At 52.5% G+C, this 26178-nt stretch carries 21 protein-coding genes; 10 read left to right on the top strand and 11 right to left on the bottom strand.

Annotated elements, in window-relative coordinates:
- The first annotated feature begins 195 nt into the window (after positions 1–195).
- The 3 genes from D4L85_RS25245 (at position 196) to D4L85_RS25235 (ending at position 3586) form a co-directional block, all read left to right on the top strand.
- Entirely contained in the window at positions 196–1644 is a 1449-nt protein-coding gene (locus D4L85_RS25245; protein ID WP_119756916.1) for a circularly permuted type 2 ATP-grasp protein, read from the top strand.
- 83 nt (positions 1645–1727) lie between these two features.
- Positions 1728–2618: an alpha-E domain-containing protein gene (locus tag D4L85_RS25240; protein ID WP_236849091.1), complete on the top strand. Its 891-nt coding sequence runs from the start codon at positions 1728–1730 to the stop codon at positions 2616–2618.
- A 17-nt stretch (positions 2619–2635) separates the two neighbouring features.
- Complete coding sequence (locus D4L85_RS25235; RefSeq protein ID WP_119756914.1) at positions 2636–3586, top strand: transglutaminase family protein; 951 nt, start codon at positions 2636–2638, stop codon at positions 3584–3586.
- A 269-nt stretch (positions 3587–3855) separates the two neighbouring features.
- Here the strand turns inward: D4L85_RS25235 and nagB are convergent, their stop codons facing one another.
- The gene (nagB, locus tag D4L85_RS25230; protein ID WP_119756913.1) at positions 3856–5760 is read right to left on the bottom strand and encodes a glucosamine-6-phosphate deaminase; all 1905 of its coding nucleotides are present in this window, start codon (positions 5758–5760) and stop codon (positions 3856–3858) included.
- A 117-nt stretch (positions 5761–5877) separates the two neighbouring features.
- Here nagB and D4L85_RS25225 point away from each other — a divergent pair, with 117 nt between their 5' ends.
- From D4L85_RS25225 to D4L85_RS25205, 5 genes are all read left to right on the top strand, one after another.
- Positions 5878–6828, top strand: a complete 951-nt coding sequence (locus tag D4L85_RS25225) for a GSCFA domain-containing protein (RefSeq protein ID WP_160143989.1) — start codon at positions 5878–5880, stop codon at positions 6826–6828.
- Between the two features lie 12 nt (positions 6829–6840).
- Entirely contained in the window at positions 6841–8859 is a 2019-nt protein-coding gene (locus tag D4L85_RS25220; protein ID WP_119756911.1) for a thioredoxin domain-containing protein, read from the top strand.
- A 61-nt stretch (positions 8860–8920) separates the two neighbouring features.
- Complete coding sequence (locus D4L85_RS25215; protein WP_119756910.1) at positions 8921–10363, top strand: alpha-L-fucosidase; 1443 nt, start codon at positions 8921–8923, stop codon at positions 10361–10363.
- A 6-nt stretch (positions 10364–10369) separates the two neighbouring features.
- Positions 10370–10822 (top strand): hypothetical protein, encoded by a 453-nt coding sequence (locus D4L85_RS25210; RefSeq protein WP_119756909.1) that lies wholly within the window; start codon positions 10370–10372, stop codon positions 10820–10822.
- A gap of 181 nt (positions 10823–11003) precedes the next feature.
- Positions 11004–13703, top strand: coding sequence for a GH116 family glycosyl-hydrolase (locus tag D4L85_RS25205; protein ID WP_119756908.1), 2700 nt, complete (start codon positions 11004–11006; stop codon positions 13701–13703).
- A 54-nt stretch (positions 13704–13757) separates the two neighbouring features.
- On the opposite strand, the gene D4L85_RS25200 is transcribed toward D4L85_RS25205, so the two are convergent.
- Both D4L85_RS25200 and D4L85_RS25195 read right to left on the bottom strand, forming a co-directional pair.
- A complete protein-coding gene (locus D4L85_RS25200; protein WP_228450621.1) occupies positions 13758–14732 on the bottom strand; it encodes a 3-keto-disaccharide hydrolase in 975 nt (324 codons plus the stop codon).
- A gap of 189 nt (positions 14733–14921) precedes the next feature.
- Positions 14922–17015, bottom strand: a complete 2094-nt coding sequence (locus D4L85_RS25195; RefSeq protein WP_119756907.1) for an alpha-ketoacid dehydrogenase subunit alpha/beta — start codon at positions 17013–17015, stop codon at positions 14922–14924.
- Between the two features lie 155 nt (positions 17016–17170).
- Between D4L85_RS25195 and hemF the strand changes: the two genes are divergently transcribed.
- Together hemF and D4L85_RS25185 are read left to right on the top strand one after the other, a co-directional pair.
- The gene (gene hemF, locus D4L85_RS25190) at positions 17171–18088 is read left to right on the top strand and encodes an oxygen-dependent coproporphyrinogen oxidase (RefSeq protein WP_119756906.1); all 918 of its coding nucleotides are present in this window, start codon (positions 17171–17173) and stop codon (positions 18086–18088) included.
- A gap of 37 nt (positions 18089–18125) precedes the next feature.
- Complete coding sequence (locus D4L85_RS25185) at positions 18126–19688, top strand: sensor histidine kinase (RefSeq protein ID WP_160143988.1); 1563 nt, start codon at positions 18126–18128, stop codon at positions 19686–19688.
- 5 nt (positions 19689–19693) lie between these two features.
- On the opposite strand, the gene D4L85_RS25180 is transcribed toward D4L85_RS25185, so the two are convergent.
- The 8 genes from D4L85_RS25180 to D4L85_RS25145 are packed head-to-tail and all read right to left on the bottom strand — an operon-like array spanning position 19694 to position 26159.
- On the bottom strand, positions 19694–20011 hold the full coding sequence (locus D4L85_RS25180) for a Spx/MgsR family RNA polymerase-binding regulatory protein (RefSeq protein ID WP_236849090.1): 318 nt from the start codon (positions 20009–20011) through the stop codon (positions 19694–19696).
- 57 nt (positions 20012–20068) lie between these two features.
- Positions 20069–21079 (bottom strand): bifunctional 3-deoxy-7-phosphoheptulonate synthase/chorismate mutase, encoded by a 1011-nt coding sequence (locus tag D4L85_RS25175; RefSeq protein ID WP_119756903.1) that lies wholly within the window; start codon positions 21077–21079, stop codon positions 20069–20071.
- Positions 21076–21864 (bottom strand): tryptophan synthase subunit alpha, encoded by a 789-nt coding sequence (trpA, locus tag D4L85_RS25170; RefSeq protein WP_119756902.1) that lies wholly within the window; start codon positions 21862–21864, stop codon positions 21076–21078. Before trpA ends, D4L85_RS25175 begins: the two co-directional genes overlap by 4 nt.
- Positions 21865–21913: 49 nt before the next feature.
- Positions 21914–23095: a tryptophan synthase subunit beta gene (gene trpB / locus D4L85_RS25165; protein WP_119756901.1), complete on the bottom strand. Its 1182-nt coding sequence runs from the start codon at positions 23093–23095 to the stop codon at positions 21914–21916.
- 15 nt (positions 23096–23110) lie between these two features.
- Entirely contained in the window at positions 23111–23749 is a 639-nt protein-coding gene (locus D4L85_RS25160) for a phosphoribosylanthranilate isomerase (protein ID WP_228450620.1), read from the bottom strand.
- Positions 23749–24546 (bottom strand): indole-3-glycerol phosphate synthase TrpC, encoded by a 798-nt coding sequence (gene trpC / locus D4L85_RS25155; RefSeq protein ID WP_119756900.1) that lies wholly within the window; start codon positions 24544–24546, stop codon positions 23749–23751. Before trpC ends, D4L85_RS25160 begins: the two co-directional genes overlap by 1 nt.
- A 13-nt stretch (positions 24547–24559) precedes the next feature.
- Positions 24560–25546, bottom strand: a complete 987-nt coding sequence (gene trpD, locus D4L85_RS25150; protein WP_119756899.1) for an anthranilate phosphoribosyltransferase — start codon at positions 25544–25546, stop codon at positions 24560–24562.
- Positions 25547–25592: 46 nt separating this feature from the next.
- Positions 25593–26159 carry an anthranilate synthase component II gene (locus D4L85_RS25145; protein ID WP_119756898.1) on the bottom strand — a complete coding sequence of 189 codons (567 nt, stop codon included), beginning with the start codon at positions 26157–26159 and terminating at the stop codon, positions 25593–25595.
- Positions 26160–26178 lie beyond the last annotated feature (19 nt).

Raw genomic sequence — 26178 nt, 5'->3', positions numbered from 1 at the left:
TTCAAAAAAGCCGCCCCAGAAATGAGGCGGCTTTTTTATTTCCATTCCATTTTTTCTCAAGGAAGGGTGTTTTTTGACCCCGTTTTTAAAGATTTCTTTTGGATCACTCGTTTGCGTAAATATTTATAATCCCTTTTCTCCAAAATTGCAATTCCGGTTGGTACTTTAGTTCAAACCTAACCTAACGACCTACGCATGAGCGCGACCGACCTCTTTCATAAGTACCCGCTGATTGGCAATACCTGGGATGAAATGTACGATGAGGATCGGGTCCGCACCCACTATCAGAATGTCTTCAACTCCCTTTCCAGTATCCCCGCCGATGAGCTCAGTAAAAAGGAAGAACTGGCCCGGGGGCTGTTCATGAGCCAGGGCATCACCTTCACGGTCTACTCCAGCGGCGAAGGCATCGAGAAGATCTTTCCCTTCGACATCATCCCACGCATCATTACGGCCTCCGAGTGGGACCTGATCGAGCGGGGCATCAAGCAACGGTTGCGCGCCCTCAACCTCTTTCTAAAGGACGTATACCACGAACAATTCAGTCTTAAAGACGGGATCGTGCCCATCGACCTGATTTACTCGTGTCCACACTATCTCCGCGAGATGCAGGGCGTGAACGTTCCCCACGACATCTATGTGCACATCGCCGGCATAGACCTGATCCGCGATCATGACGGCACCTTCTACGTGTTGGAAGACAACTTGCGAACACCTTCCGGTGTGTCCTACATGATCGAGAACCGGGAGATCACCAAACGCATCTTCCCGGATCTTATTCCGCAAAACTATGTGCGTCCGGTGACGCAGTATCCCAACATCTTATACAACAATCTCATGGCCCTCAGCCATGGCCAGGTCTCCTCTCCCACCGTGGTGCTGCTCACGCCGGGGATCTATAACTCCGCCTATTTCGAACACACCACGCTGGCCCGCCTCATGGGTATAGAGTTGGTGGAAGGGCGCGACCTCGTGGTAGAAAATCACAAGGTATACATGAAGACCACATCGGGTCTGCGCCAGGTGGATGTGATCTACCGGCGGGTGGATGATGACTACCTCGATCCCCTTGTGTTCAACCCCACCAGTGTGCTGGGCGTATCCGGAATTCTGTCGGCCTATCGCAAAGGAAATGTGGCCATCGTGAACGCGGTGGGCAACGGTGTGGCCGATGATAAAGCTGTCTATGTGTACGTACCGGAAATGATCCGCTACTACCTCAACGAAGAGCCTATCCTCAAGAACATTCCCACCTACCAATTGGGCAAGCCCGACGAGCGCGAGCATGTGCTGAAGAACATTCACAAAATGGTGGTGAAGAAGACAAACGAGTCCGGGGGCTATGGCATGTTGATGGGACACGCTGCTTCGGAAGCGGAGATTGAGGACTACAAGAAAGAGATCCTGAAAGCGCCACGCCAGTTCATTGCGCAGCCGGTCATTAGTCTGTCGAATGCACCTTGCTACATCAACGGCAAAGCCCAGCCCCGCCGCATCGATCTGCGACCCTTCGCGTTGTGTGGTCCCCAGGGCATCGAGATCGTGCCGGGAGGATTAACGCGTGTGGCGTTGAAAGAAGGATCGTTGGTGGTGAATTCTTCGCAAGGCGGTGGCAGCAAGGACACCTGGGTGCTGGCCAAATAAATCAGGACAATGACTAACTTAAGAACGATCGAACGACCATGCTGAGCCGAGTTGCTGATTCACTATACTGGATGTCGCGTTATATGGAACGCACCGATAGCATTCTCCGGATGCTAAAAATAAACTATGCTTCTTCACAGGACAGTCCCGAAGACTTTAGCTGGGAACCCGTGCTGAGGATCTTTGGAAACCTGGACGACGAAGGTGCTGCGGCCATCAATAACAACAGTCGTAAAATCCTGCAATACATCGTGCTGGACCGCGAGAATCCCAACTCTGTTTTCAACATGGTGACCATTGCCCGCGAAAATGCGCGCGGTGTACAAGATAATATCACAACGGAATTGTGGAAATGCCTCAACGAATTCTATCATGTTGTGCGGGAGGAACGACTGAAGTACGCCCTGCAATACGAAGACCCCGTGACCGTGCTCGACGCCCTGATCAAAGAATGCATGATCTATTTCGGCGTGAGCGACATCACCATGTTCCGCGGCGAAGGACTTTGTTTTATGAACGTGGGCAAGTACATGGAGCGGGCCATTCAATCGGCCGATATTCTCGATGTGAAGCTGAGCAATTTTTCGAACGAAGTCGATAAGCCAACCGACACGGCCTATTGGAAATATCTGTTGATGTCGATCTCCGGTTATTCGTTATATCTGAAGCGCTACCAATCCGGTTTTGAAGCGCGGAACATCATTGACCAGGTGTTGTTCAACGTTGACTTCCCGCGGTCGGTGCTGTATTCCTTAAACCAATTGAACCGCTATTTCGAACGCTTGCGAAGCGAACAAAACACAGAAGGTTTTGCCAAGGTGCAATTCATGATCGGCAAGCTGCGCAGCAAAGTGCAGTATTCCAGTGTGGAGAGTGTTTCCCTGATCGGACTTCACGATTATTTAACCGAGATCACCACCGAAATTGACGATATTGGAAGCTCCCTCAACAAGTATTATTTCGCCTACAGTTGATCTAACGCCCAACGACCATGTCTAAATTCAAAATACGCCACATCACCAAATATACTTACGAAGGCCTCGTGCGCGACAGCGCCAACCAGGTCATGCTCTACCCCATCCAGGACGATTACCAGGATGTGATCGAGCAGACGCTCCTCATCACCGGCAATCCCGTGGTGGATGTGTACCGCGATTATTACGGCAATAGCGTAGGCACTTTTACGCACGCGCGTCCACACCCGGAACTGGTCATCGACTCCCGCATTGTGGTCGCCCTCTCACCCCGGCCGCTACCCGAAGACAACATCCCGCAGGACCTCCAGTGGGAAGAACTGGCCAAGCTGAAATACCAACCCGACCTGATCGACTTTCTGAAACAAGAACGTTTTGATGCGTTGCCCGAAGTGAACCAGATCATCGAAGAAGAGCGCTGCAAGAATTGCTCCCCGCTGGTGTCGGCCAAATATTTCTGCGAATATGTGTACAGTACATTCGCCTACAAAAAAGGCATCACGACCGTGGAGACCACATTGGACGAAGTATGGAAACTGCGCTCCGGCGTTTGCCAGGACTTTGCCCACTTCCTCCTGGTGATGTTGCGCCTCATCGACATTCCCGCGCGCTATGTGAGCGGCTACATCTGTCCCAAGAAAAACGGCATGCGCGGCGAAGGAGCCACCCACGCCTGGGTGGAAGCCTACATCCCTTTCTACGGCTGGCTTGGGCTGGACCCCACCAACAACCTGGTGGTGAACGACACCCACGTGAAGCTCGCCGTAGGAAAAAATTTTTCCGACTGCTCCCCGGTCAAAGGAACCTATCGAGGCTCATCAAACCACACCCTGGAGGTGATCGTCACGGTGGCCTACGAGGATGGACAAACTGCCGACGGTGAAATCGAAGTCAATCAGAAGGAGACGCTTACGTCGGTGGCGAGGAACTCGTTTCGGAGACATCAGGAGATGCAGATGCAGCAATGATCAGGAGCCAGAATCCAGGAGCCGGGAGCCAGGAGTAAATTCAGGAGTCAGCATTTTTAGAATTCAGTAGTAGGTAGAATTTAGTGGCGCAGTTTGGGTTGAGTTTTTGATTTCCTTTTTATGGATAAAAAAAGAAGCCGGGGATAATCGATATCCCCGGCTTTTCTATTTCGCGGTTGCAAAGTCTGGCTACCAGCGTTTCTCCTGGAATCAGAGCTCAGAAAATTCGGGCTCCTGGCTCCTGGATTCTGGCTCCTGAACTCCGCCTCTCAGAATTTGTATCGCACAAACGCTTCCATGGCTTCATATTCGGCGAGCCCTAAGTCATTATACGCATTCGCGGTCGCGTGATTTCTGTCTTCAGCCCGCATCCAGAATTCGCGTTTGTCGCTGCCGGGGAACATGGCGCTGTCTTTTTGGGATTGGTGTTTGAAGACTGCGCGGCGTTTGCGCATCAGTTCGTCGGGGCTGAGGGGTACGGCCATTTCGATTTGGTCGATGTCCCACTCTTGCCATGCGCCGCGGTATAACCATACCCAGCAATCTTTTGCCCACGGTTTTTTCTTCAATCTTCTCAACGCTTCAAAGATGGCGGCGAGACACACGCGGTGCGTTCCGTGCGGGTCGGACAAGTCGCCGGCGGCGTAGACCTGGTGGGGTTTCACGCGCTCCAATATTTCCATGACCACTTTGATATCTTCTTCACCGAGGGGTTTCTTTTTCACGGCACCCGTTTCGTAGAACGGCATGTCCAGGAAGTGCATTTGTTCGTCGGGGATGCCCACGTAGCGGCCGCCTGCTTTGGCTTCTCCCCTTCTGATCAGGCCTTTGATCTTCAACACCTCGGGGCTGTCCAATTGGCCGGGTCCTTTCTTCTGGAGGGACTGCACCACTTTCTTGTAGAAGCGCGCACCGTCGGCTTTGCTCAGGCCGAACTGGTCATTGAAATCGCGCACGAAGTCGGCAAAGCGGATGGCGTCGTCGTCGAACACGGCGATGTTGCCGGAAGTTTGGTAGGCCACGTGCACTTCGTGTCCTTGGTCTACCAGGCGGATGAACGTTCCGCCCATGGAGATCACATCATCGTCGGGGTGTGGCGAGAAGAGGACCACGCGTTTGGGGAACGGCTTGGCGCGTTCAGGACGGTTGGTATCGTCTGCGTTGGGCTTTCCACCCGGCCAGCCGGTGATGGTATGTTGGAGGAAGTTGAATACCTTGATGTTCACTTTATAGGCGGAGCCGAATTCGGTGATGATGTCGCCCATGCCGTGTTCCATGTAGTCGTGGTTGGTGAGCTTCAGAACGGGTTTGCTCACTTTCTGACAGAGCCACACTACGGCCTTGCGAATAAGCTTTTCGTTCCAGGCAACGCTGTCCAGGATCCAAGGCGTTTTGATGCGGGTCAGCGCCGAAGATGCGGCGTCGTCCAGCACCACGGTACAGTCTCGGTGACGTTGCAGGAACGAGGAAGGAATCTGATCGGTGACGGGACCTTCTACGGCCTTCTTGATCACGGACGATTTACCTTCGCCCCAGGCCATCATGTACACTTTGTTGGCCTTCATGATCGAGCCTACACCCATGGTGATGGCTTTGCGCGGAACGTTCTCCTCGCCAAAGAAATCGCTGGCCGCATCGATGCGGGTAACCTGGTCGAGGGTCACCAGGCGGGTCAGGGATTTTTCGGAAGAACCGGGTTCGTTAAAACCGATGTGGCCCGTACGGCCGATCCCCAATATTTGGATGTCGAGTCCGCCGAGGCGGTCGATCTTTTCTTCATAGCTTTTGCAGAAATCCTGGACATCGTCTTTGGCGAGTGTGCCATCGGGGATGTGAATGTTCTTTTTGGGGATGTCGATGTGGTCGAACAAATGCTCGCGCATGAACCGCACATAGCTTTGCAGGGCATCGGGCGGCATGGGATAGTATTCGTCCAGGTTGAACGTGTAAACATTTTTGAAGCTCAGGCCTTCTTTCTGATGCATCTTGATCAATTCGGCATAGAGGCGAGTCGGTGTCGATCCCGTGGCAAGCCCCAACACACAAGGCTTGTTCTCTTTTTGACGCGACTTGATGAGGGCAGCGATCTCGCGGGCTACGTGGACAGAGCCTTCTTCGGAGGTGCTAAAGATTTTTACAGGAATTTTTTCAAAGGCCGTAAGGTCGTTATTCATAATTTTGACTTGGTTTGATCAATTGCTTATCAAAGGCTAAAGTATTACAAAAAGCTCGAAATTTTCAAGTGTTTGCGGAAACATAATTTTATGGATCACTTTCGAACAATCGTTAGCATGACGTCAAAGACCCCTCAGATAGGTCTTTACGACAAGATTTTGACTTTGGGCTCGTGTTTTGCGCACAGCATGGGCGAACGCATGCTGTCCTCCAAAATGACGGTCATGGCCAATCCCTTTGGGGTCCTCTACAACCCTCACGCTATCCACAAAGCTTTGCGCTACGCTCTTTTCAACGAAATGCCGCCGCCACAAACCTTTCTGCAACACCACGACGTCTTCCTAAATTATGACTTTCATTCAGAAATCTCTGCACTGGACCCCGAGAAACTTCGGCAAACGCTAAAACAGGTCATCGGATCGGTCCATTACTTCCTCAAAGACACGCAATGGCTGATCCTCACCTATGGAACCGCCTGGACATACATCAGAAAAGACACCGGCGAGCGCGTGGCCAACTGTCATAAAATGCCCGGCCAGGATTTTGAAAAAGTATTGCTATCGGAACGGGAGATCGTGGATTCGTTTGATACCCTGTATCAGGAGTTGATGACCTTCAATCCCCATTTGAAGATCATCCTCACGGTGAGCCCCGTCAGACATGTAAAAGATACCCTGGAACTGAACAGCGTGAGCAAGGCCGTGTTGCGAACCGCCTGCCATACGCTCTCCACGACGCATCCGAATGTCGATTACTTTCCCGCCTATGAGATGATGATCGACGACCTGCGCGACTACCGCTATTATAAGGCCGACCTGATCCATCCCACCGAGGTGGCGGAAGACTATATCTGGCAACATTTTGGCCACCGCTATTTTTCGGATGCCCTGAAAAAATTCGCCGAGCAATGGAACGACATCCGGGCCGCATTGGTGCATCGTCCGTTTCACACGTCGTCCAAAGCACACCAGCGATTTCTAAACGACACTTTAAAAAAATTGGAAGCGTTGCAGGCCACGGTGCCGCTGGAAAAAGAGATCGCTTTTGTAAAATCACAACTTCTATAATTAATAAACCACATGTCCCCATCAACCAACCGCCTGATCCATTCCACATCGCCTTATTTGCTGCAGCATGCCCACAATCCGGTGGATTGGTATGAATGGGGAGCCGAGGCCCTGGAAAAAGCACAACGCGAAGGAAAGCCTATCCTGGTGAGCATCGGCTATTCGTCGTGTCATTGGTGTCATGTGATGGAGCGCGAATCGTTTGAGCACGACAACATCGCTGCGGTGATGAACGATGCGTTTGTTTGTATCAAGGTGGATCGCGAAGAACGGCCCGACATCGACCAGCTTTATATGGAGGCCGTTCAGGCCCTGGGTGTTAACGGCGGGTGGCCGCTGAATGTGTTTCTTACCCCCGAGCAAAAACCTTTTTTTGGCGGCACGTATTTTTCTCCGTCCTCCTGGGTGCAGGTGCTGCAAAATATCCATAAAGCCTTCCAGGTAAATCGCGCACAGATCGAAGACACCGCCGAAGAGCTGCGGTTGCATTTGCTTCGTTCGGATGTGCAGCGCTTCAAGCAACCCTACCAGGGCGAAGGACTGACCGCCGATCTCGCCGATGCTTTCAAAAAGCTCCAAGCGCATTTCGACACGCAGTGGGGTGGCATGGACCGTGCACCAAAATTCATCATGCCCTCCGTTTGGCTTTTTTTGTTGCGCTATCATTACATCACCAAAGATGAGGCCGCGCTTCAGCAGGTAGTCATTACGTTGCAACGCACCGCGGCGGGAGGAATTTATGATACGCTCGCCGGTGGATTTGCGCGTTATTCGGTGGATCCTTATTGGTTCGCCCCTCATTTTGAAAAAATGCTCTATGACAACGCACAACTTCTAAGCCTCTATTCCGAAGCATATGCCGTGACCCGGATCGAACGGTTCAAGGAAACCGTATATGAAACCTTCGATTGGCTCCAACAAGAAATGACACACGCCCTGGGTGGCTTCTACTCCGCCCTGGATGCCGACAGCGAAGGCGTGGAGGGACAATACTATGTGTGGACGAATGCAGAATGGCAGGATCTGTTGGGTAAGGATGAGCCTTTACTGACGGACTACTATGACCTGAAACCAGCAGGCAACTGGGAACATGGCAACAACATCCTGACCCGCCACAAACCCGAAGCGGACTTCCTGAAGATACATAACCTGGACGCCGAAACCTGGAAGGCTATCCTGGACCGCGCCAAGAAGATCTTGCACACCGCGCGCGCCAAACGGATCCGGCCTGGGCTGGACGATAAGGTGATCACCGCCTGGAACGCCATGACGGTGTGCGGCCTGGTGGATGCCTACCGCGTTTTTGCCGACGACAGATTTTTGAAAGCTGCCCAAAAGAACATGACCTTTCTGACGACCGCCCTGCAAAACGGCGATGTCCTGTATCGCTCCTGGAAAGGCAAGCACAGTGTCACCACCGGCTTCCTCGACGATTATGCGTATGTGATCCAGGCCCAATTGAAACTATACCAGGCCACGTTCGAGGAAGAATGGCTGCATCGCGCCGCCGCACTGATTGGCTACACGCTGGCGCAATTCTATGACGCCACCGATGGGTATTTTTATTATTCTTCGCTGACGGCAGAGCCCCTGCTTTCCCGTAAAAAGGAGATCTTCGACAACGTTATCCCGTCCTCCAACGCCATCATGGCGCAAAACCTTTTTCACGCCGGAACGCTTTTGGATAACGACGGCTGGAAGCAGATGGCCGTGGCCATGACGGAGAGCCTGTCGCATCTGGTGAAGTCGGAACCGAACTATATGTCCCAGTGGGCGATAGCACACACCGAAGTCCGGAAAGGGATGGCGGAGATCGTTATGACGGGCAAGGATTTGAGCGCCGTGCGCCGGGAATGGGGGCAACAGTATTTGCCCTTTGCCTTGGTGCAGGGAACAGAAGACAAAAGCAATCTTCCACTGTTGCAGGACAAACCCGTCTTGGGGGATAGACCAACGTTATACGTGTGTTACAACAAGACTTGCCGTCTGCCGGTGCACACCGTTGAAGAAGCGCTGTCACAAATCCAATAAATACGCGCGAGGGTGTTTCGTGTAAAACGCATTTCTGTATATTCACGGAAAATGTTTTCCTATGCGATCCGTCGGGATATTTCTGCCAGTGCTCTGTTTGTTTTCGTGTGCTTCCAAAGAGGTGGCACCACCCCAACCCTTCGGCCCGGTGCCGTCAGCCTCACAGCTGGCATGGCATGCCATGGAAACCAATGCGTTCATTCACTTTACCACGAATACCTTTACGGGCAAAGAGTGGGGTTATGGGGATGAAAGCCCTTCCATTTTCAATCCATCCCAGTTCGACGCCGACCAGTGGATTACCACACTGAAAGATGCCGGATTCAAGACCGCCATCCTCACCTGCAAGCATCACGACGGCTTTTGTTTATGGCCCAGCCAATACACCGAACACTCGGTGAAACACAGCCCGTTTCAAGGCGGTCATGGCGACGTGGTGAAGGCCGTGTCGGAGGCCTGCAAAAAGCACGACCTGAAATTTGGAATCTATTTATCGCCGTGGGACCGCAATCGTGCCGACTATGGCACACCGGCTTATGTTGACTATTATCGCAATCAGTTGAAAGAACTTTTTACGGCGTATGGCCCGGTCGTGGAAATGTGGTTTGACGGTGCCAACGGTGGCGATGGCTACTATGGCGGCAAGCGTGAAATGCGCAAGATCAAAGGCGCTACTTATTATGACTGGCCCACCACGTTGGACATGGTGCGTAAAATGGAGCCCAACATTCTCTTTTTCAGCGACGCCGGACCCGGTGTCCGCTGGGTAGGGAACGAAAAAGGATTGGCCGGCGAGACCAACTGGAACACCATCAGCACCGACACCTTGTTTGCGGGCAAAGCGGGCATCGAGAAGTTGCTGAACGAAGGCGACCCGGAAGGAAAAAATTGGGTGCCCGCCGAAGTGGATGTTTCGATCCGGCCGGGGTGGTTCTATCACGCTGAAGAGGATTCGCTTGTGAAAACACCGGAGCGCCTGTTCGAAATTTACCTGACCTCCGTGGGACGAGGCTCCACCCTGCTCCTGAACGTGCCCCCGGACCGCCGCGGACTGATCCATGAAAATGACATCAAAGCACTGCAGGGATGGCGCGCGCTGCTGGACGCGGCCTTTAAGACCAACCTGATCCTGCACGCTCCAGCCGAAGCCGAAGACTACCGCGGCCAGGCCGATCAATACGCCGCCGCCAACACCACCGACGGAAACCCGGAAACCTATTGGGCCACCGACGACGACAAAACCACCGGAACGTTCGAGATCGCGTTGAACAAATCGCAGGAGATTAAATTTATACTGCTGCAGGAATACATCAAGCTGGGCCAGCGCGTGAAATCTTTTACCGTAGAAAGCTTTCACGATGGCGCATGGCATCCGCTGGCGGAGGGAACTACGATCGGTTACAAACGCATCTTGAAATTAGATCCCGCGCAGGCGGAAAAAATACGGGTAAACATAACTGCCGCCCGGGCTTGCCCGTTGATCTCGAATGTAGAACTTTACTAAATACCTGTGATCTCGCCCCTCGCATATCTATGGATATTGCTGCTCTGGACACCCCACGTGCAGGAGCACAACGAGGGTGTGTACATGCTTTCCCCTTCTTCGAAAAGAGTGCACTGCGAAAATGAGGTGGCCATGCTCATCGGGGGTGCCAAAGTATGCATTTCAAAGAAGCCTATCCTAAACCTCGACCAGGTCGACTATATCACCGACATCCTATACGACCCCGTGGTAAAGAAAAACTACATCGACATCGGCTTCTCTTCTGCCGCCATTCAGACCTTCAACCGAGGCTTCTCCTCCCTTCCCAACAATCGCTATGCCTTGGTCGTTCACAACGACGTGATGTGCATCATTAAGATCGACTCGGAGATCACCATTCGCTATATCCGCATGGGTTACGACTTAACCCTCAAAGACCTCACAGCCGTTCACGACATGTTAAAGACCGTGAAACCTTAAATTCAGATCAGGACTGCCGGGGGAACAATATTCACTCGCATCGAAATCAATTTTTCCGCGCTTTCGCAATGGCCAATGGCAAGCTTTCACGCATGGACGAGGAGGCTTTATTTTTACTCCTTCCTGCTTTTCATTAAGTTTGACTAGCAACCTCCAGACACGTTTTAACGACCACGCTCCCATGAAAAACAATTTCATAAAACGCAGAAGTTTCCTAAAGCAATCCAGCTTGATCTCTGCGGGAATGCTGGCAGTGCCCTATGCCAATTTCGGTGAAACGACCACTCCCGGCAAGAAAGAGAATCCCGGCGCACAACTTGAAAAAAAGCTGGATGCCAAATGGATCAGGTCGCTCTATGATCGCGGCACGGCCACCACCTATTTGAAAAGCCGGAACGAGCTCGCCTACATCGGCATGCCCGTGGGGGGCATCCAGACCGGCATGGTGTACCTGGGTGGCGATGGCCGGCTCTGGCTGTGGGATGTGTTCAACAAGAATCAAACGGGTGTGGTCTATAAGAATATCCCTTGGCACGAAAAAATTCAATTCAACTTTGACTACGTGCGCCCGTTTGACGGGGCTAACTATGTGGAGCCCGTGAAAGACGTGCGTCCGCTGGAGCAGGGCTTTGCCATTCGCCTGGAGTACGAAGGAAAAACCGTGATCAAGCGTCTGCAACAGGAGGATTGGGAAGAGATTGCTTTCGAAGCCACCTATCCGATGGCCACCATCCGCTATAGCGATCCTGCTCTACCGGTGGCTGTGGTGTTGAAAGCTTATTCACCCTTTATCCCATTGGATGAAGATGATTCAGGTCTGCCCGCCACCATACTCAGTTTTTCGATCGAAAATAAAAGTAATACCCCGGTAAAGATCAGTATCACGGGGTGGCTGGAGAACAAATCGTGTTTATACACAGCCATCGATCAGCAGTATTTCCGCGTAAACAAAGCTTCTGCGAAGGACGGACTTTCGGCCGTGCTGGAGTATACCGACAGCTACAATTGGGCGGATGAACCCTTTAAGAGCGCCCATGACTATGGCAATTTTTGCCTGGCCTCTCTAAACGAAAATACAAGGATCAACACCGCGGCTAAACTTGAATTTACAGATGGCTTCTTCACCGCCGATCATCGCGAACAAAGCAAGACCGAACACGGCAACGCATCCATTGCCAGCGTAGGAAATGATTTTGCCCTGAAGGCCGGCGAAACAAAAACCCAGCACTATGTTATCGCCTGGTATTATCCGAACCTCACCTTTGAAAGTCTGAAAAAAGAGGGCGGTCGTTATTATGCCAACCGCTTCAAATCTTCTGTGGAAGTAGCGGACTATATTCGCCAACACTTTGAAAAGCTCTCTACGCAAACCAATCTCTGGTGCGACACATGGTATCGCGAAAGCACGCTGCCTTATTGGTTCCTGGAGCGCACGTTCCTCAACATTTCAACACTGGCCACCACCACCTGTCACCGTTTTCAATCCGGGAGGTTCTACGCCTGGGAAGGTGTGGGAAGTTGTCCCGGCACGTGCAATCACGTGTGGCAATATGCGCATGCCATGGCGCGCATCTTCCCCGCGCTGGAACGCGACACGCGCGAGCGTGTAGACTTAGGGGTTGCCTTTCACGACGATGGTCATATCGGCTTTCGCGGCGAATATGACGAACAACCTTCCATCGATGGCCAGGCCGGAAGGATATTGGGCATCTACCGCGAACACCAAATGAGCGCTGACGGCGCCTTCCTGAAACGCAATTGGCCCCGTACAAAACAAGCCATTCAATTTGTGCTCAAACAGGACACCAACGGCGACGGCATGATCGACACCCAACTCGAGAACACGCTCGACGCCAAATGGCCGGGAGAAATCGCGTGGATTGTCGGGCTTGGGCTGGCGTGTATCAAAGCCGGCCAGCGCATGGCCGAAGAGATGAACGACACAGCTTTTGCCCGTCAATGCCAAACTTTTGTGGATACCGGCAAAGCCAACCTGGAGAAACTGTTGTTCAACGGCGAATACTTCATTCACCGCCCCGACGCAACCAAAGGCAAGACCGTGATCGGTTCCTACGACACGTGTCACATCGACCAGGTGTATGGCCAGAGTTGGGCACACCAGGTTGGTTTAGGTCGGGTGATCGACAGGCAAAAGACGCTCTCCGCCTTGCATGCGTTGTGGAAATATAATTTCACCACGGATGTCGGTCCGTATTTGAAAGAACATCACGGCGGCCGGCCGTATGCGTTGCCCGGTGAGGGGGGTATGATCATGAACACCAATCCCAAACGCGATCCCCTGCCCTATGGTGTGAAAGATGCGTGGCAGGTCACCTACTTCCACGAGTGCATGAGCGGCTTCGAACACCAGGTCGCAGCCCACATGATGGCCGAGGGCATGACAGAAGAGTCGCTCATCCTAACCCGGACCATTCACGACCGCTACCACGCCGCCAAACGCAATCCTTTCAACGAAGTGGAGTGCAGCGACCATTATGCCCGCGCCATGGCCAGCTATGGCACTTTCATCACCGCCTGCGGCTTTGAATATCATGGGCCAAAGCAGTATATAAAATTTGCGCCCCGTTTCCAGAAGGAAGCCTTCAAGGCCCCTTTCACCGTTGCCCAGGGTTGGGGCACCTACGCCCAAAACAAATCCGGTAAATCACAAGAGCATCACCTGGAGGTGAAATGCGGTTCGTTGACCTTGCAAACAATTGCTGTGGAGAAAATAGAAGGTGGTAAAGTAAAATCCGCAACGGTGAGGGCCGGCGCACAAACGCTGTTGGCAGATGTTCAACAAGAAGGTGCGGAGATCAGGATCATTTTGAAAGAGCCCATCACGCTTTCAACGGGTGACAAGCTTTCGATCGTGGTGTGATGTATTGAAAATAGCAAGGCGCAAAGTATCGCTCTGCGCCTTGCTATGGGTATGTTATTTTGCAGGGGTGATCACGATGTTGCGGAAATCGATCGGTCCATGGTCGCCCTGAAATAAGATGGGACCGGGCTCTCCTTCCTTGCTATCGATGGCACCACCCGTGGGGCCGGCAATGGCCTGGTTTGAAATGATGGTCTTGCCATTGGCAACCACGGTTACGTGGCGGCCCACGAGTGTGATATCGTAGGTCTGCCATTCGCCGGCGTCCTTGGCCACCATTTCGCTGGGGGTGATCAATCCATAGACACCGCCAAGATATCCATACCAGGGCTCTCTGCCTTTGCTGTCTTCGATTTGCACTTCATAGCGGCCACGCAAGTACACGCCGCTGTTGCTGCCCTTTTGATAGCGGAATTCCAGGTGCAGTTTGAAATCATTGTAGGTTTGATCGCTCAGCAGATTGGATCCGGATTTGGGGCTGCGCAGAACACCGTTCTCCACCACCCATTGGTTTGTGGCGCCTTGTGCGTGCCATCCCTTCAGGTCTTTGCCGTTGAACAACGTTATGGGAGCACCCCAAACCGGCTCGCTTTGTCTTTTGAGTGAGGGCGCGCGCACCCCGGTCCAGTTATAGGTCTTGCCATCGGTATACACCATCGTGCCGGTGAGTTTGTCGCCCGACACGTTGCCTTCGAACGACATGTCGCTGGTGCCGGGTTCCCATTGCGGGGGGATGGCAAAGCTAAACTTGCCGTCGGCAAAATTCACTTTGGAGATGGGACGGGCACTGCCGAAAGCATAACAAAAACGGCCCACCAGGGTATGATTGCCCGAATGTTCAACTTCCAGCCACGACGGAAGGGATTTGCCATCCTGGTCGACGGTGATGTCCCAGCGTCCTTCAATGGGGCGTGGGGCTTCCTGAGCATATGCGCCAACGGCGGAGAGGAAGATCATGAGAGCGGTGAAAGCGGCATACAAAACGTATGGCGACGCGATGCGTGTTTTGGTGTGTCCTGTTTTTTTCATAATGCGTTTTTTAAGACCGGTAGATGACCCGGTTCAAGTCGATCAAATATGCATTAATTTCAATTATTTTCACAACCCTTTCGGGATGGATGGATAACCGGTTTATGGGCTCGCTGCCAGGGATTTGGCTTTATGAAATACATACTCCCGGTGGTTTCTAAACAGCGTATAGGTATTACGTTGTGATCGTCAAAAATTCAGGAGTGTTTCCACAGCGTCCCTGACCTTTTCGGCGTTGGGCAACATGGCTTTCTCCAGGCCGACATTGAGTGGAACCGCCGGAAGGTTTGCCGCACCCAAGGTCCATACAGGGGCATCGAGTGAGCGAAAGCATTCCTTTTGAATGCGGCCGGCCAACGATTCGGCAAAGGAGTTGAGCAAGGGTTCTTCGGTGAGCACGAATGCCCTGCCGTGTTTTGTTACGGCCAGCGTGATGGCTTCCCAATCGATGGGATTCAAAGTGCGCAAGTCTATGATCTCCAACCGTCCCTCGAATGAACGGGAGGCTTCCTTTGCCCAATAAACGCCCATGCCATACGTGATGATGACGGCGGTTGATCCCTCCGCTACTTTTTCTTCGTCGGCCCATTGAACCGCGTTTGCTTTACCCAGGGGGATGACATAGTCTGCGTCCGGTTCAATGGTCTTGGCCTCTTCGGTGCCGGGTACTTTCGACCAATACAACCCTTTGTGTTCCAATAGCACCACGGGATTAGGATCGTAAAAGGATGCCTTCAACAAGCCTTTCATGTCGGCGGCGTTCGATGGATACACCACTTTTATACCGCGTATCGTCAGCAACGTCGACTCTATGCTTCCGGAGTGATAAGGTCCACCGCCGCCATAGGCACCGATGGGAACGCGAATGAGCGACTGCACGGGGAATTTTCCATGCGAGAGGTAACAGCTCTTCGAAAGCTCTTCCACCAACTGGTTCATCCCAGGCCAGATATAATCCGCAAACTGTATCTCCACGATGGCCTTCGCTCCCACCGCCGACATGCCTGCCGTGGACCCGACGATGTAGGCTTCCTGTATTGGCGTGTTGAATACGCGCTCATCGCCATATTTTTGCGCCAGCGTTGCCGCCTCGCGAAACACACCACCGAGCCGCCGGCCCACGTCCTGGCCATAGAACAAAGCTTCCGGATGATTTTTTAAGAGGTCGTCCACTGCGTGTAGGGCAGCATCGACCATGAGTACTTTTTCGCCGCCATCGGGTTGCCGTTCGCCTTGTTCGGTGACGATAGTGGGCGGCGCAAATTCGTGCGTATCAAAATCAGACGGCGACGGGTCGGGCGATTCTTTTGCACGTTCGTAGGCCTCTGAAATTTTTGTCGCGGCTTCGGTTTGAATGGCCCACAAGATTTCCTCGGTTTCGCCGTGTTGCAAGAGATATTCGCGCAAGCGATCGATGGGATCGTTCTGACGCGCTTGTTCCAGCGAGTCGCCACGATACCATTCCTTTCGTACACCCGATGTATGGTGACCCAATAGCGGGCACGTGGCGTGCACCAGCATGGGGCTTCTTTTTTTGCGCACCGTCTCCAGGGCCTTTTTCATACCCAGGTAGGAGTCGATAAAGTCCGCGCCGTCGATCGCCATGCGGTCCATCCCTTTGAATCCGCCTGCATATTCGTAGGCATCCATCGTGCGCATCTCTTTGCCCGTGGCGCTGATACCCCAACCGTTATCCTGCACCAGGTAGAGGATGGGCAGTTTTTTCAGGACGGCCATTTGAAACGCTTCGGCTACTTCACCTTCGGTCACGGAGCCGTCGCCCAACGAGCACACTACCAGCGCGCCGCTGGATTCCTTTAGTCCTTGTGATTCCAGGTAGGCAATGCCTTGCGCCATGCCGGTGGCCGGGATGGCCTGCATGCCGGTGGCCGAGCTTTGATGTGGGATGGTCGGAAAACCTTCTCGCCGAAGGGCAGGATGTCCATAGTAAGACCGGCCGCCGGAGAAGGGATCGTCGCGCTTGGCCATCAGTTGCAGCATCAGCTCGTAGGGTGACAATCCGATTCCCAACAACATAGACTCATCGCGATAGTAGGGAGACAAGTAGTCGATCGCGGTCAGTTGAAGACCGGTGGCCAATTGAATGGCTTCGTGGCCACGGGAAGTGCTGTGCACATATTTACCACAGACGTCTCGTTTCTCGTCGTACGTCTCGGCCATGCGACGGGCCTGGCACATCAGCGCGAAGGCCTTCATCAGAATTTCGCGGTCTACTTCGGGCTTCAGCTTCCGACGCGCCGGTGATGGGGTTGTCAGGGACATGTTGAACTGGGTTGGTCTCGCGTTAAAGATACATATTTCACTTTATTCAAACGATTGATCCAAGCCTGAAGTATGTGATGAACGGCGAATGAACGCTGTGGAAATTTGGAAACAATCCTTCTTATTCGCACCTGCCTTTCATACCTTTGCACGGAATGTCCACGATGCCCACAAAAGAAGAAATACGCGACTGGCTCACCTCACTCCAGCAAAACATTTGCGAACAGTTAGAAGTCACGGACGGCAAGGCAAAATTCATCAGCGATCCCTGGGAACGGCCCGGTGGTGGCGGCGGCGTGAGCCGGGTACTCACCGGCGGGAACATCATCGAAAAAGGCGGCGTCAATTTTTCGGCCGTGTGGGGAAAGACGCCGGAGCCCGTGTTGAAGACCATGGCCCTCGAGCCCGGTGTGCATCCCGATTTCTTTGCCACAGGGGTGTCTATTGTTTTGCATCCCTACAATCCCATGGTGCCCATCATTCACATGAATGTGCGCTATTTTGAAATGAGCAACGGCACCTGGTGGTTTGGTGGCGGCATCGACCTCACGCCGCATTATGTCATTCCGGAAGATGCGCATTATTTTCATACGCAGTTAAAAGCCGTTTGCGACCGTCACGATCCTGCTTACTACAATGACTTCAAGAAATGGGCCGACGACTATTTCTTCATCAAACACCGGAACGAAACCCGCGGTGTTGGCGGCATATTTTTTGACTACCTGAAAGGCGATGCGCCCCACACCAAAGCGACGCGTTTTGAGTTTGTGAAAAGCGTGGGATCTGCCTTTGCTCCGATCTATACCCAGTTGATGAAAAAGAATCAAGGATTGCCGTACGCGGAAAAAGAAAAGCAATGGCAATACCTTCGACGCGGACGCTATGTAGAGTTTAACCTGGTGTGGGATCGCGGCACCAAGTTCGGGCTGGATACGGATGGACGCACAGAGTCCATTCTCATGAGCCTGCCGCCTCAAGCGCAATGGGAATATAATCATGTGCCCGCACCGGACTCACCCGAGGCGGCGACACAGGCTTTGTTAATAAAAGGTGTTGACTGGATTTCATCCTAAGCCCACCTTGCCAACCAAAAAAATTGACCACGTTACATTGAAAAGTTTTATCCAACGAATTTTGTATGCGGGCATTCACCGTGCCCTATCGCGCTCGCTCATGCGCACCATCGTGCTCACCAATGCCCTGGTGATGATCACGGTCGTGCTGGCCAGCATTACGTTTCTTCATGCTTTCATACGCAACCACGGACACCTCAGCGTTGGGTCGTCGATCAACCTCGGTGTGATTGTGGTCTTGGGGGGCATCCTCGTGTTGAATGACGCCCGGCGCTTCAACCTGAGCCGCTTCATCCTCAGCGTGTTGGTGCCGGTGGCTTGCTGCGCCATTCTTTTTCTGCCGCGCTGGAAAAATCCGGACCTGTTTCACTATCTGCCCCGCAGTCCGCAATTGTTTTGCATGGTCTTGGCCACCAGCATCGTTCCCCTGATGGTCTTCAGCATTCGTGAACGGAGGCTGCTCATTCCCGCCGTGAGCATCAACATCCTGATCCTGGTGACGATCGACCCCATCCTATTTTATCTCAGCTCCGATCGCAACGGCGAATATGGCTTTTATCGTTACTTCGGAAACAACCTCACCATTCTGGTAGCCGGCTTGTTTCTGATGGGAAGCGTGGTCTTTCTCAAGAACCTCTTTGAGGATTTCGAATTGCTCAACGAAAGACTCATCGACAACCTGAACGATAAAAATGCCCAACTGGAAAAGAACAACCGCGATCTCTACCGGCTGAACCAGGACATTGAGACACAGAACGAAGAGATCCAGGCGCAAAGCGAAGAGCTGATGCAAAGCCAGGAGAGCCTGGTGATGGCCAATCACAAGATCGAAGAGCAAAAGGTGGAGCTCGAAAACCAAAACGAGTTGCTGGAAGCATTGTTGGCCGAGAAGAAACAAGACCTGGTGCAAACCAATCAACAGCTGGTATCGCGCAATTCGGAATTGGAACAATTTTCATATACGGTATCGCACAACCTGCGGGGACCCGTAGCCAGTTTGCTGGGCCTGATCAACATCATCAACCTCACCGAGAACGCGGATGACAAAAAACACATCCTCAAGCTGATCGAGCAATCGGCGCTGTCGCTAGAAACGGTGATCAAGGACCTCAACAAGATCATCGATATCCGTCATGATAAATTCAACATCAACGAACGCGTGTTGCTGGACGAGGTGTTGTCGGTGATCACAGAATCGTTGAAAACGTTTATCGTGGAAAACAACATCGCGATCACCCATGATTTCAAACATGGCGAAGCGTTTGTTTCCATCCGGGCTTACCTCAGCAGCATATTGTACAACCTGATCAGCAACGCCATTCAATACCGTTCGCCGGAAAGAAAGCCAACGATCCATATCACCTCGGTATTGAAAGACCGCACGCTCATTCTGGAGGTGACTGACAACGGTTTGGGCATCGATTTGAAACGCTATCAAAATGACCTCTACAAACTCTATAAGCGATTCCACGACCACATCCCCGGTAAGGGTCTCGGACTTTACCTGGTGAAACAGCAGGTTGAAAAATTGAATGGATCGATCGAGGTCGAAAGCGTTCCCCATCAAGGAACGACGTTCAGGATCTTATTGCCCGTCTAGCAGCTCTACTTTTTAAACGCTTTTACATAGGCAGCTTCGTCGAAGCCTAGTGCCACTACTTTGCCGTCCTTCTCGATGAGCGGGCGTTTGATGACACTCGTCTTTTCCGTCATCAATTCGATGGCTGCTTTTTCGTTGGTCACCTTGGCCTGTTCGGTTTCGTCGAGTTGGCGCCAGGTGGTGCCGCGTTTGTTCACGAGGCTCTCCCACCCTACTTGCTTGCTCCACTCTTTTAGTTTGACGGCCGTGATGCCCTTGGTTTTGTAATCGTGAAAATCGACGGCGACGTTGTGCTGCTTCAGCCAGTCCATCGCGGTTTTCACGGTGTTGCAATTTTTTATGCCGTAGACGGTCATAGGGGAATTAAGAAATTAAGTCTGTTAAAAATTTTCACGCAGTTCATACACCTTTCGGAGCTTGCGGATAAGTTTTTCCGATTCCTTGAAGTCCAGCGTTTGTTGTCCATCCGAAGCGGCCTCTTCCGGTTTTTGGTGGGTTTCATAGATCACACCATCAGCGCCCGCCATGACGGCGGCCAGGGCCACGGGCTCGACATACTCGCGGATGCCGATACCGTGCGACGGGTCGGCGATCACCGGCAAATGTGTCTTCTCCTTGAGGATCGGGATGGCGTTTATATCCAGGGTGTTGCGGCTGGCGCGTTCATAGGTGCGGATGCCTCGTTCGCACAGCAAAAGCTTTTCGTTGCCGGCGGCAAAAACGTATTCGGCGGAGTACAACAATTCTTCGATCGTGCCTGAGATGCCGCGTTTGATCATCACGGCTTTGTCTACCCGGCCCAATTCATCGAGCAGGTTAAAGTTCTGCGTGTTGCGCGCGCCCACCTGGAACACATCCACATAATCATGCATCTCCGCGATCTGGCTCACCTGCATCACCTCGCTAATGATCTTCATGCCTGCCTTGCGCGCCAGCGTATGCCACATCTTCAGGCCGTCCACCCCAAGCCCGCGAAAGGCATAGGGTGAACTGCGGGGTTTAAAAACACCGCCCCGCATAATGCGCACGCCTTGCGCCACCAGGTGGTCGATGGTTTGCTGCACCTGCGCCTCGTTTTCGATCGAACACGGGCCGGCCATGATGGACAAGGTGCCGTCGCCAATGATCACGCCGTCACCCAGATCGAGATGGGTACGGTCTACTTTCCATTTGCGCGACACCAGTTTGTAGTCGTCCGAAACGCGGTGGATGTCGGCTATCCCTGCCATGTGTCCCAGCAGGCGGATGTCGAATTCTTTTTTGCCGATGCCCACCAGGTAAACATGCTCTTGCGTCTTTACTTCGGTGGTCTTATAACCGAGGGCTTTGCTCTTCGCGATGATCGCTTCTTTGTCGGCCGTTGCGATCGACGGTTGCAATTGAATGATCATGACTTGGCGTTATTTTTAAGTGAGATGGCAAACGCCTCGCTGTCGGCGGCGACGTTGGTGGATTTCTTGAGCAAATTGATAAACGCGCTGCCCACAATGGCCCCAGCACCATAGGACGATGCTTTAGCAAACGTGGTATGATCGGAGATGCCAAAGCCGATGAGGAAAGGATTTTTCAACTTCATCTTCTTCAAGCGGTCAAAATATTGCAGCTGTGTATCGGCGAACTCGCCGCGAGCGCCCGTGATGCTGGAGGCTGAAACTGCATAGATGAACCCGTCTGTCTCGTTGTCGATTTTGCGAATGCGCTCCTCTGAGGTGGTGGGCGAGATCAGGAACGTGTTACTGAGGTTGGCGGCCTCAAAGGTGGTTTTGTATTCGGCCAGAAATGCGTCCATCGGCAGATCGGGCAAAATTACACCGTCTACCCCAGCCGTAGCGGCGTCTTTAGCAAAGCGCTCGATGCCGTATTGCATGACGGGATTTACATAGCCCATCAGGATAATGGGAATTTTAACCGTCTTGCGGATGAGCTTTACTTGTTCTAGTATTTTAGGCAACGTTACGCCATTCTCCAGTGCCACTTTATTGCTTTCCTGGATGGTCGGTCCGTCGGCCACCGGATCAGAATAGGGAATGCCGATCTCGATGATGTCCGCACCGCCTTTCTCCAGGGCTGTGGCAATAGCCGCCGTGCTGTCTAACGTGGGGAAGCCTGCCGTATAGAACACTGACAATATATTTCCTTTTCCGCTTGCGAAAAGGTCTTTGATCCTGTTTTTCATTTTCTTCGTTTTGAGGTTGATGTGTGGGTGAAGTGTCGATCGGGTCTCGTTAATATTTTCCCCAACGGATATAGGTTTCCAAATCCTTGTCGCCACGGCCCGATAAATTGACCACCACCACGTCGTCCTTTTCAAAGGTGAATTGATTCAAGGCAGCCAGCGCATGGGCCGATTCGATGGCAGGAATGATGCCCTCCATCCGGCTCAACTCCAGCCCCGCATTCATGGCTTCGTCGTCGGTGGCGCTCACGAACTTTACACGTCCTACATCAAACAAGTGGGCGTGTATAGGCCCGATGCCGGGGTAATCCAACCCGGCCGAGATGGAATAGGGTTCCACCACTTGACCATCCTCGGTCTGCATCAATATCGTTTTGCTGCCGTGAAGCACACCGGGTTTTCCAAGCGCCGTAGTCGCCGCGGATTCGCCGCTGTCGACTCCCTTGCCAGCAGCTTCAGATGCTACCAGTGTGACGTGTTCATCGTCCAGGAAATGATAGAACGCTCCCGCAGCGTTGCTACCGCCTCCGACGCAGGCAAACACATAGTCGGGGTATGGATTGCCGATCTCTTCCTGCAATTGCTTTCTCATTTCTTCGCTGATCACCGACTGAAAGCGAGCCACCATGTCGGGATAAGGATGAGGTCCTACTACCGATCCAATGATGTAGTGTGTATCGGTGGGGTTGTTGATCCAGTGCCGCATGGCTTCATTGGTAGCATCTTTCAGAGTCATGCTGCCGCTAAGTGCGGGAACTACAGTGGCCCCGAGGATGCGCATGCGCTCTACGTTAGGACGCTGCCGCTCCATGTCAATTTTGCCCATGTAGACAATGCATTCCATTCCCATCAGCGCGCATACCGTCGCCGTAGCCACACCGTGTTGTCCGGCGCCGGTTTCAGCAATGATCTTTTGTTTGCCGAGGCGTTTTGCCAACAGGATCTGACCAATCGTATTGTTCACTTTGTGCGCGCCGGTATGGCAGAGGTCTTCGCGTTTCAGATAGATCGTGGCGCCATATTTCTCAGAAAGACGTTTCGCCAGGTAGAGCGGCGTGGGCCGTCCCACGTAGTCGCGGAGCAATTTGTGAAACTCTTTTTGAAACCCTTCCTCGTAAATGATATCCAGGTAGCGTGTGCGCAGCTCTTCCACGTTGGGGTAAAGCATTTCGGGAATATAGGCGCCTCCAAATTTGCCGTAGTATCCCTTTTCGTTTACAGTGTATTTCATGCTTTCGGGTTTAGATCACTTCAATGATTTTAATTTCTCAAGAACAGATTCAATTTTTGACGCATTCTTCACACCGGGGCTGTCCTCCACACCGCTGTTTACATCCAGCGCATAAAGATTCATGCCTTTTAACCGGTCCACGTCATCGATATTTTCCGGCGAAAGTCCACCACTCAGGAAGAATGGAATTTCCTGGTCATATTTTTGGAGCAACGACCAATCGAACGCCTGGGCATTGCCGCCGTAGTATTTGCCTTTGGTGTCGAAAAGAAAAAAATCGGCCAACGATTTATAAGGCTGCACGGTGCTCCAATCAAAATCTTCCCCCACGGAAAACACTTTGATGACACTCAGTCCCTTGGCTTTCAGATCGCGGCATTGCTCCGGCGTTTCATGCCCGTGCAGTTGGATTAGGGTGAGGTCGTACCGGGAAGCGATGCGCAGGATGTTTTCCGTGGTCTCATTGACAAAGACGCCCACTTTCTTTATACCCGGCGAAATGGCCGGCATCACAAAATCATCGCCGACAAACCGCGGCGACTTCCGGTAAAAGATAAAGCCCATGTACTGTGGCGACAACGCAGTTACTGCCTGGATGTTTTCGGCATCCCGCATGCCGCAGATCTTCAGCTTTATGTCCGCGAGCCGGGCCATCAGTGCGTTGCTTTTTTTAGGTCGTGTATAAATTCCTTCGCGGCGATTTCGGGACGGCTGTATTGCATAAAATTCTGCCCCATCAAAAATCCTTCGTAGCCGTAGGTCTTCAATTCAAGAATCGTTGCCACGGATTCGATGCCGCTCTCCGAGACTTTCACTACGGTGTCGGGGATCCGCTTGGCCAGTTGTTTGGAGATCTCCACGCTGAGCTCAAAAGTTTTCAGGTTCCGGTTGTTTACACCGATCAGATCGGCTTGGGCGTCGAGGTTGGCGTTTAGTTCTTCTTCGTTGTGCACTTCCAGTAAAACCTCCAGTCCAAAGGAATGTGCAAACGCCGCGAGTTCTTTTACGCGGGCCGGTGGCAAGGCGGCGGCGATGAGCAATATCGCGTCGGCGCCGATCGACTTGGCCTCCACGATCTGGTATTCATCGACGGTAAAATCCTTCCGAAGGATGGGGCAAAAATTAAATTTGCGCGCCGTCATCAGGTCGTCGTTGCTGCCGCCAAAGAAATTCGTATCGGTCAGCACCGACAACGCGGAAGCGCCGGCTTGCATATAGCCAATGGATGTACGCTCCACCGACACGTGCGGATTGATCACTCCTTTTGAAGGCGACTTGCGTTTGATCTCGGCAATGATTCCTGAAAGGTCGTCGCGCTGAATGTATTTCTTTAATGATACCGGCTGCGTGGCAAAGTAGTGACTTTGCTCCAGCAATTTCACCGGGTAAAGCTCCTTGCGATCGGCAACTTCTTTCTTTTTATAGGCGATGATCTCGTCTAAAATGTTCATGTCGGTCTTTGTTTTATTTTCCCATCAGGTTTTTGAAAGACTGCAACGCCTTTCCGGATTTGAGCGCTTCGGTGGCACGTTCCACGGCACGCGGCAAGCCTTCTTTTTGATGACCCGTGTACAATGCCATCGCCGCATTGGCCGTCACGGCCGATACTTGCGCGGGCGTGCCTTTCCCTTCCAAAATGTTCATAAACACCTTCGCGGATTCCTCCACCGTGCTGCCCCCGCGAATATCGTCGTGCGTGAGGCGGGGCAACCCAAGGTCGGCCGGCTCCAGCATCTTTTCGCCGCCGTTGAAAAAGAATTTGAACGGCCCCGTCAGCGACACTTCATCGTAGCCGTCGATGGAATGGAGGATGACAAAATCTTTTTCTGTGTTCTGATATAAATACCCGTATTGCCGCGCCAGCTCCAGGTTGAACACACCCACGAGCTGTCGCGTGGGAAAGGCCGGGTTTACCATCGGACCCAGCATGTTGAAAAATGTCTTCACGCCCAATTCCTTGCGTATAGGCGCCACATTCTTCATGGCGGGATGAAACAGCGGGGCGTGCATAAAGCAAATGTTTGCCCGGTCAAGGCTGCGCTTCAGTTCGTCGATGTCGTTCGTGAATTTGTAGCCAAAATATTCCAGCAGGTTTGACGATCCGCATGCCGAGGATACGCCATAGTTGCCGTGCTTGGCAACGGGCTGTCCTGCCGCCGCCACCACAAAGGAGGACAACGTCGACATGTTAAAGGTATTCTTGCCATCGCCGCCGGTGCCGCAAACATCCATCACGGGCTGATCAAATTTTGCCGGCACGCAAAGTTCCAGCATGGCATCGCGAAAGCCCTGCAGTTCGTCCACCGTAATGCTGCGCATCATGTACACGGTCATGAAGGCGGTGGTCAGGCTGGGATTATATTTTCCGGACGCCAGGTCGACCAGCACTTTCTTCGCCGACTCTTTGGTGAGCGAGCGGTGGTCGATGAGTTCGTTGAGAATTTCTTTCATGTTGTTTTTATTGAATGCTTTTGTATGAGGTCTGAATGCAGGGCGATCAATGTTTCAACCAATTCTCCACCATCTTGGGTCCTTCCGGCGTCATGATGGATTCGGGGTGGAATTGCAGACCTTTCACGTCGTAGCGCACGTGGGTTAGTCCCATGATGAGCCCGTCGTCGTTGGTGGCGGTGGCGCGCAGGTCGTCGGTGAGGGTTTCGGGTTTCACGGCCCAGGAATGGTAATGCGTGGCCTGGAACGTGTCGGGCACGTTCTTGAAAAGATATTCGTTGCGGTCGGTCACCCTGGCCACCGACGTTACACCGTGCAGCACTTTGGGGATGTTGAATAAGGTTGCTCCATAGACTTCGCCAATACCCTGATGTCCGAGACAAATGCCCAGGATACTTTTGGTCGGACCATATTCGCGCACCACCTGTTTCATGATGCCGGCTTCATCGGGGATGCCCGGGCCTGGCGACAACAAGATCTTATCATAAGCTTTCACCGCTTCCAACGCGATCTTGTCGTTCCTGAAAACATCAAGGGAATAGTTCAACGCCCGCAGGATGTGGACGAGATTATAGGTAAACGAATCGTAATTATCGAGAACAAGAATTTTCATGTGTGTCTGCTGATTTGCT

The organism is Chryseolinea soli (assembly GCF_003589925.1).
Lineage (GTDB): Bacteria > Bacteroidota > Bacteroidia > Cytophagales > Cyclobacteriaceae > Chryseolinea > Chryseolinea soli.
This window is presented reverse-complemented; position numbering and strand designations above follow the sequence as displayed.

Excerpts from the sequence above, each read along its gene's own strand:
- D4L85_RS25245 (WP_119756916.1), top strand. The coding sequence starts at position 196 with ATGAGCGCGACCGACCTCTTTCATAAGTACCCGCTGATTGGCAATACC.
- D4L85_RS25240 (WP_236849091.1), top strand. The coding sequence starts at position 1,728 with ATGGAACGCACCGATAGCATTCTCCGGATGCTAAAAATAAACTATGCT.
- D4L85_RS25235 (WP_119756914.1), top strand. The coding sequence starts at position 2,636 with ATGTCTAAATTCAAAATACGCCACATCACCAAATATACTTACGAAGGC.
- nagB (WP_119756913.1), bottom strand. The coding sequence starts at position 5,760 with ATGAATAACGACCTTACGGCCTTTGAAAAAATTCCTGTAAAAATCTTT.
- D4L85_RS25225 (WP_160143989.1), top strand. The coding sequence starts at position 5,878 with ATGACGTCAAAGACCCCTCAGATAGGTCTTTACGACAAGATTTTGACT.
- D4L85_RS25220 (WP_119756911.1), top strand. The coding sequence starts at position 6,841 with ATGTCCCCATCAACCAACCGCCTGATCCATTCCACATCGCCTTATTTG.
- D4L85_RS25215 (WP_119756910.1), top strand. The coding sequence starts at position 8,921 with ATGCGATCCGTCGGGATATTTCTGCCAGTGCTCTGTTTGTTTTCGTGT.
- D4L85_RS25205 (WP_119756908.1), top strand. The coding sequence starts at position 11,004 with ATGAAAAACAATTTCATAAAACGCAGAAGTTTCCTAAAGCAATCCAGC.
- D4L85_RS25200 (WP_228450621.1), bottom strand. The coding sequence starts at position 14,732 with ATGAAAAAAACAGGACACACCAAAACACGCATCGCGTCGCCATACGTT.
- D4L85_RS25195 (WP_119756907.1), bottom strand. The coding sequence starts at position 17,015 with ATGTCCCTGACAACCCCATCACCGGCGCGTCGGAAGCTGAAGCCCGAA.
- hemF (WP_119756906.1), top strand. The coding sequence starts at position 17,171 with ATGTCCACGATGCCCACAAAAGAAGAAATACGCGACTGGCTCACCTCA.
- D4L85_RS25175 (WP_119756903.1), bottom strand. The coding sequence starts at position 21,079 with ATGATCATTCAATTGCAACCGTCGATCGCAACGGCCGACAAAGAAGCG.
- trpA (WP_119756902.1), bottom strand. The coding sequence starts at position 21,864 with ATGAAAAACAGGATCAAAGACCTTTTCGCAAGCGGAAAAGGAAATATA.
- trpB (WP_119756901.1), bottom strand. The coding sequence starts at position 23,095 with ATGAAATACACTGTAAACGAAAAGGGATACTACGGCAAATTTGGAGGC.
- D4L85_RS25160 (WP_228450620.1), bottom strand. The coding sequence starts at position 23,749 with ATGGCCCGGCTCGCGGACATAAAGCTGAAGATCTGCGGCATGCGGGAT.
- trpC (WP_119756900.1), bottom strand. The coding sequence starts at position 24,546 with ATGAACATTTTAGACGAGATCATCGCCTATAAAAAGAAAGAAGTTGCC.
- trpD (WP_119756899.1), bottom strand. The coding sequence starts at position 25,546 with ATGAAAGAAATTCTCAACGAACTCATCGACCACCGCTCGCTCACCAAA.
- D4L85_RS25145 (WP_119756898.1), bottom strand. The coding sequence starts at position 26,159 with ATGAAAATTCTTGTTCTCGATAATTACGATTCGTTTACCTATAATCTC.